5 protein-coding genes are annotated in these 6,821 nt (G+C 64.6%); 2 read left to right on the forward strand and 3 right to left on the reverse strand.

The window, feature by feature from the left end:
* Positions 1–421: 421 nt before the first annotated feature.
* The 3 genes from B1729_RS13430 to B1729_RS13440 form a co-directional block, all read right to left on the reverse strand.
* Positions 422–1,576, reverse strand: coding sequence for a pectin acetylesterase-family hydrolase (locus B1729_RS13430; protein WP_163633194.1), 1,155 nt, complete (start codon positions 1,574–1,576; stop codon positions 422–424).
* Positions 1,577–1,610: 34 nt separating this feature from the next.
* Positions 1,611–3,134, reverse strand: a complete 1,524-nt coding sequence (locus B1729_RS13435; protein WP_163633196.1) for an MFS transporter — start codon at positions 3,132–3,134, stop codon at positions 1,611–1,613.
* Between the two features lie 347 nt (positions 3,135–3,481).
* Entirely contained in the window at positions 3,482–5,107 is a 1,626-nt protein-coding gene (locus B1729_RS13440; protein WP_163633198.1) for an AMP-binding protein, read from the reverse strand.
* A gap of 228 nt (positions 5,108–5,335) precedes the next feature.
* Here B1729_RS13440 and B1729_RS13445 point away from each other — a divergent pair, with 228 nt between their 5' ends.
* Positions 5,336–6,568 (forward strand): acyl-CoA dehydrogenase family protein, encoded by a 1,233-nt coding sequence (locus tag B1729_RS13445; protein ID WP_163633200.1) that lies wholly within the window; start codon positions 5,336–5,338, stop codon positions 6,566–6,568.
* Positions 6,569–6,593: 25 nt separating this feature from the next.
* The coding region (locus B1729_RS13450) for an SDR family NAD(P)-dependent oxidoreductase (protein ID WP_163633202.1) at positions 6,594–6,821 on the forward strand (228 nt) is incomplete at its 3' end.

The following is a 6,821-nucleotide window of genomic DNA, read 5'->3' on the forward strand; positions in this document are numbered from 1 at the left end:
CAGCGGGGACCAACAGCCCAACACTCCGGGCTGTTGGTCCCCGGTGGCGCCTCAGGCGAATCATTCGTGCCCGATCGCTCTGATGCGCTTGGGATGATCGTCGACCGTTCCGCCGATGCACGTGGAGACCAATGGTGCGCGTCGCCGCGCCCTGGATAGGGTTGCCGCCTCATCAGCTGCGCCAAGCTGCGATGCGGTTCGCGTCAGCGCCCTATTCGGCAGCGTGAGCGGCTGCCCGGGCGAGAGCACATCCGATCTGAGGCATCGCGGTAGTCCACGCGGGAGGCTCTGTGGTTGCGAGCGTGTGTACTCGGGTGAGATCACCCAATAGCCCTGGATCCGCGAACCACTGCCGGACCCATCACCGTCGGCCAGATGAGTGCGCCATGCGCTGCAATGCGCGGCGAGACTGCAACTCGTCTCACCCGAGGAGCGCGAGGCCCACCTGAGAGGGGCGCCCCTGGACACCGAGCCAAAGCCACTCGAGGGGCGTGACGCCGTCGACTCGGACCCTCTCGGCCTGCCTCGAGTTGATGATGCAATGAGTCGTGAGGCCGGCCGCACGCTGTGCCTTCATCAGGGCAGGCACGGGAGTGTCGTAGATGAAGAGGCCAACGTCGGGGTCGTCCTCGCGCAGGGCGTCGCACATGACCTTCAGGTCGCGCTGGTAGGCGATGCCGGCCTCCGAGTCGGCTGCAAGATCACCGGTGGCGACATAGGTCCAGTACTCGGCGAGCGCCACGTCGCGTGTGGAGCTCACGAAGAGCGTCCGGACACGTGTCCCGTGATCACGTCGGAGCGCCTGCAATGCGTCGAGCACGAGGTTGTCCGAGTGGATTCGCTCGACAACCTCGGGCGGTGCCTGCCACACCCGCTCCGCCGCATCCCGCCAGCCGTCGTAGAGCATGAAGGCACCGTCCACACAACACGTGACGTCGCCGCAGTCCGGGAACAGGTGCATGATGTCATCCGTGAGCAGCGCCGTGCCGAATCCTCCGGCGCTGAATCCTGTCACGACGATCTGCTCCGGGCTTCGGCCCACGAGCTTCATCGCCTCTTGCATGACGGCCCGGTAATTCGTATAGCCGTGGTGATGGAGGGTACGCTGCTGTCCATCCAACCCCGTGTACGGGTAGTCCGCAGTTCCGACATGGAAATCTCCACTGCCGTAGCTGATGGAGATCATGCTCCAGTTGCGGAACGGATTGCCGTCCTTGCTGCTCCCCACGCCGTGCGCCGTGACCAGATCGGCTACGAGGTCGGAATCCGAGGCGTAGAACGTCGATCCGGAAGGCTTCGAGTACATCGATGCGGGGCGAGCTGCCATGTACTCGTTCCAACTCACGCCGCCGCCGTGGAACATCACGATCAGCTTGTTCTCGCTTCCGAGACGAATGCTCCCATGGTACGGCTCACCATTCGCCGACACCGCGCCCGGTGGCGTGATGCGATACCACTTACCCAACTTGGGATGGTCTGGGAGCGCCGGGAACCGGAGCCGCCGTAGCAGAGGGGCGAGCAGCCGCGTCTTCAGCGGTGCGTCTCGCATCAGTGGTTGAGCGGTGCTGGACGACATTGCAACTCCTGGGAATTGGACGCGGGTGGCGAGGTCAGTAGGCACGCGAGAGCTGCGCCTCGCACTCTTCGCGGGTGATGGTTCCTGCGTTGCAATGAGCCATCAGCTCCGCATCCGAGTCCTTGAGGTCGTAGAACAGCATGGCGAGGGCGCTCAGCAGAATTCCGCACGCAGGGACGATCGTGAATAGCACCCACAATCCCGTGAGAGCCAGGTCCGACTGGGGCACATTCTGAGCAACTAGATCGCCGAATCCCGCCGCGTCGACCGGTGTCCATTGGAAGAGGCCGAGAGCGAAGAGCGCCAAGGCAGCGCCGACGCCGCCGAACGCCTTCGCGACGAATGAGTCGAGCGCGAAGAAGATGCCCGAGCAGTCCTGACCCGTCTTGTAACGCGAATACTCGATCGCATCAGGGGCGATGAAGCTGCGCAATGTCCCGAGTATCGTCGCCGGCAGGCCCGCCACGCACAGGATCGCCACGATGAGCACCGTCTGACTCGTCGGAATGAAGAAGAGGGCGAAGGACGTGGCGGCCATCACCAGCCCCGTAGCGACGATGGGTCCACGCTTTCCGAATCGTTTAGCGATTCTCACAGACGCGAGCTGGAGGGCGAGTGCCGGCAGCAGCACGATCAAGCTCGGCAGATTCAGGATGAAGGAGTTTCCGAAGAGATAGAACGCCGCAAACATGGTCACGGCGCTTCCCGTTGCCAGCATGAGTGAGATGGCTCCGGAAACGAGGTAGATCGCCATGTACTTGTTCGCGCGGACGACTCTGAGCATCTCGCCGAATGTGTATCGCCTCACCGCGGACTCGTCGACATTCTTCAGCCCAGGATTGTGTTCCTTGACCCCGAAGGCGAGCGGGAGCATCAGCAGGAACAGAATGATCATGGAGACGATTGCGACACCGGTCAGTGGCAATCCGACGTTCTCGCTGATCAAGAACTGCCACAGCATCGAGACGACGATTGTCAGGAAGAGGAAGATGATCGCCCGATTGCGGAGGATCGTGTTTCTTTCGATGGGGTTGTCGGTCAGCGTCATGATGAGCGAGTTCATCGGCACCTCGATGAACGTGTAGCTGAAATCGAATAGAACCATCAGCACGAAATACCAGATGAGCTTCTCGGCGTCGCCGAGGCCCGACGGCATGGCGAACAGCAGGACGACAGTGATCGGAAACAGCCAGAACAGCGAGCGATACCAGGGCAGGTAACGTCCTGGACCGGCGAACCGGCGGAACACGGGCCACTCTTGGATGCGCCAGCGGTCGACCACGAAGCCGAAAAGAATGTCGTTGACCGCGTCCACGACTTTGACCATCAGAGTGAGACCGGCGGCCACCTGCACGTCGACGCCTTGGAAGAGGAGGAAGAGCGCGCCGAGGACAGTGACGATATTGCCGCCGTTCATCCGCCCGACGTCACCTAGGTAATAGAAGACGCGCTCTCGGGTGGTGGTGCGCCAGCCGGCATGCCGGCCGCCGCCGCTTCGCGGCCCCGCCGCAGGCGCCAGCGAAGCTGTCGACCCCTGGTCCAGCCCAGACTCGATCATTCGATCCTCCTCGATCGATACGAACATCTCAGTTCTCTTCAGTTTTCGATCAGGTTAGCATGAAGTTGATCCCACTGAGATTTCTATTCCTCGCGATCCGTCTCCGTCGCAGCACCGACGTCGCCAGCCGCATCGGGACAGCGGTTGGCCGCCCGCTCAGCCTCAGCGAGAGGTTCACCGCTCGGCGTGACGTCGATTCGGTGTGGCCGGCGTAGACGCGCGATAACCGGCCAATGCCGGTCAGAGGCTCCGTGCACTCTTCGGCAAAGTTCGAAGGGAGGAACTGACGGTTGAAGCCATTCCAAGACGCGCGCGAGATGTCGTTCGGGCGACCGCCGCTGGGGCCATCACCCGTCGACCTCGAAATCAGGTGCGCGCAGGATGAAGCGTTGCACCTTGCCGCTCGGTGTCTTCGGCAACTGGTCGATGAAGTGCACACGACGCGGGTAGGCGTGAGCGCCTAGCTGGTCTCGGACGAGTTGCTTGATGGCATCGCGAAGCGAGTCATCAGGTTGTGCGTCCTCAGCGGGTACGACAAAGGCCTCGACGACCTCGCCGCGCAGTTCGTCAGGACGGCCGACGACTGCCACCTCGACGACATCGGGAAGCTGCACGATGATGCTCTCGACGTCGAAAGGGCCGATGCGGTATCCGGCAGCGAGGATCACGTCGTCGTCGCGGGAGGCGAAGAAGAAGTTCTCGCCGTCGTGGCGACCGACATCGCCAGTAAGGTACCAGTCTCGGTCGTTGGTGAATCGCTCCCGCGTCTTCTCCTCCGCGTCGAGGTAACCCTCGAACCACAGCAACGGGCTCCGTGTCGTCGACAGCACAATCTGCGAGCCAAGCGTCGCGGCGGTGAAACCCGGCAGCGCCTGCCCCATCGACCCCGGCAGCACGTCGCGGCGCAATGCCGGGTGCCACGCGTTGACGATCATCATTCCATGCTCGGTCTGACCATAGTGATCGCGCACGGTCGAACCGAGCGCGCCCGGTGCCCATGCGGTGACGTCGGGCGTGAGTGGCTCGCCCGCCGAGGACGCGCGGCGTAGACGAGACCGTTCGAGTCTGACGTCGCCGAGCCGCAGAGAGCGGTAGACCGTCGGCGCTGCCGCGAAGTTCGTCACACCGATGCTCTCGATGACCCTGCGGGTGAGGTCTGCAGAGAAGCCCGCGCCGAGCAGCACGTTCGGCCTGCCGATCGCGAGAGGGCCGATGATGCCGTAGTACAGGCCGTACGCCCACCCGGGATCGGCCGCATTCCAGAACACATCGTCGTCGTCCACCCCCAGGCCATACCGCATGTACGCGACGAATGATCCGATCGCACGCGCCGGGATGCCGACAGCCTTGGGTGTTCCCGTCGTACCCGACGTGTAGAGCTGCACGATGAGGCCGCCGCCACCCACCGCGACGCCCCGCCCGTCGAGAGGTTCGCCTTCGAGAAGACGGTCGAAGGCGGCCCCCGTCACCAGGGTGTCGATACCAATAGCGTCGACCTTCGAGAGCTGGTCGGGCTCGGTGATGACGAGCGTCGCCCTCGATCCCGCGACCCGCATCTCGATGGCGGGGGCGGCGAAGGCCGTGAACAGCGGCACGTGGACAGCGCCGAGTCGCCAGATGGCGAGCAGGGCGATCGGCAGCTCCCGCCTCTTGCTCATCAGCACGGCCACCCGGTCGCCTTCGCCGATCCCGCGAGCTCTCAGCGCGCCGGCCAGCCGTCTGGATGCGTCGGACAGCTCGCCATAGGTCAGCGGGGTTGCACGCGCGTCGCCGTCGATCAGCGTGAACGCGATATCGCCTGCGGGGTGGTCGTCACACAGCACGGCCGCGACGTTCAGCGTCGCTGCCGTGTACGTCGCTTGGAGTTGCCGGACGTCGTCCGCCACATCCTGTGCCGACTGCCAGTGGGCTTTCGCTTCGACGACGCCCTCCGAGGCCGTCGGCGCGTTGCGCACCTGAGATTCTTGCGTCATATCTTCCTCACCCTCGAGTCAGAGTCGTGCCGGTAGCAGTGCGGCTTGGGTCGGCGCTGATGAGCCCTATCGACGCCGCACCTCGCGCCTCAGAAGCGAGCCTAGATGAAACACATCCAACCGTGCGAAATCTGAGCGCTCCGGACGTCTGATCTGAGCGTAAACCGCTCAGTTGGGTGTTTTTCATGTATGTTTGCCCCGTCACCGACTATTGGACGGGGAGATTCAATGACGATCGCGGCAGTAACGCGCCTCAAAGGGCTGGATCCGACCATCGAGGAGGAAGTTCGCGGAACAGATCCGGTGGATTTCTACGGCTACCGCGAACTGCTCACCACTGACGAGCGCGCACGCCTCGCAGGGCTTCGCCGCTTTCTGGAGGCCGAGGTCGCCCCGATCGCGGATGAGTACTGGGAGCGGGCAGAGAGTCCTCGCCACGTCTTCCGCCCGCTCGCCGACCTCGGTCTCTACAGCGCCGGGTTCCCCGACGTCGCCGAATTCAAGAACTCGGCTCTCTTCCGCGGCTGGGTGAGCTACGAGCTGGCCCGCGTCGACTCCTCCGTCGCGACGATGGCGGGCGTTCACAGCGGCCTGGCCATGAACGCGGTCGCCATCGGGGGATCCGACCAGCAGCGCGCGGATCTCCTTCCGAAGATGGCGCGCGGCGAGGTCGTCGGCGCGTTCGGCCTCACCGAGCCTCTCTCGGGTTCCGACACAGCCCGCGGCATCCGCACGACGGCCCGCCGCGATGGGGACGAGTGGGTGCTCGACGGAGCGAAGCGCTGGATCGGCAACGCCACCTTCGCGGACATCGTCGTCATCTGGGCGCGCGACGTCGCCGACGGCAACGTCAAGGGGTTCCTCGTTCCCCGGCACACCCCTGGTTTCACCGCAACGAAGATCGAACGCAAGCAGTCGCTCCGCGCCGTCGAGAACGCCGACATCGTGCTCACCGAGGTGCGGGTGCCGGAGTCTTCGCGCCTGGCGCGCGTGCGCTCGTTCCGCGAGGTTGCGAACATCCTTCGGCAAACGCGATCGGATGTCGCGTGGCAGGCGCTGGGCAACGGCGCCGGCGCCTATGAAGCCGCCGTGGCGTACGCGCGGTCGCGCGAGCAATTTGGGCGGCCGATCGGCTCCTATCAACTCGTGCAGAGCAAGCTCGTCACGGCCCTCACGGAGATCACAGCATCCATCGCCCTCTGTACCCGCACCGCACAGCTGCAAGAGGTAGAGGCGCTCACCGATGAGCAATCGGCGATGGCCAAGGCCAGCGTGAGCGAACGGATGCGACGTGTTGTGGCCCTCTGCCGCGAAGTCCTCGGCGGCAACGGCATTCAGCTGGACTACGGGGTCGCGCGCCGCTTCGCGGACGCCGAGGCGATCTACACGTACGAAGGCACGCACGACATGAACACGCTTATCGTCGGCCGCGAGATCACCGGCATCCCCGCCTTCACCTGAACGAAACCGCGAAGGGATCAACGACATGACCACCGCCATCGTCACCGGCGCCGCCCGCGGCATCGGGGCGGCCACCGCCAAGCGACTCGCCGCAGACGGTCACCCCGTGGCTGTGATCGACCTCGACGAGGCCGCAGCGTCCCTCACCGCAGAAGAGATCGTCGCGCACGGGGGCCGTGCGACCGCGATCGCCGCCGACGTGGCCGACGCAGATTCCGTCCGGGCAGCGGTCGACCGCGTCGCCGCCGAACTC

It is taken from the genome of Microbacterium sp. B35-04, from assembly GCF_010634885.1.
GTDB lineage: Bacteria > Actinomycetota > Actinomycetes > Actinomycetales > Microbacteriaceae > Microbacterium.

Coding starts and splice junctions, on each gene's coding strand:
- B1729_RS13440 (WP_163633198.1), bottom strand. CDS start 5,107: ATGACGCAAGAATCTCAGGTGCGCAACGCGCCGACGGCCTCGGAGGGC.
- B1729_RS13435 (WP_163633196.1), bottom strand. CDS start 3,134: ATGATCGAGTCTGGGCTGGACCAGGGGTCGACAGCTTCGCTGGCGCCT.
- B1729_RS13430 (WP_163633194.1), bottom strand. CDS start 1,576: ATGTCGTCCAGCACCGCTCAACCACTGATGCGAGACGCACCGCTGAAG.
- B1729_RS13445 (WP_163633200.1), top strand. CDS start 5,336: ATGACGATCGCGGCAGTAACGCGCCTCAAAGGGCTGGATCCGACCATC.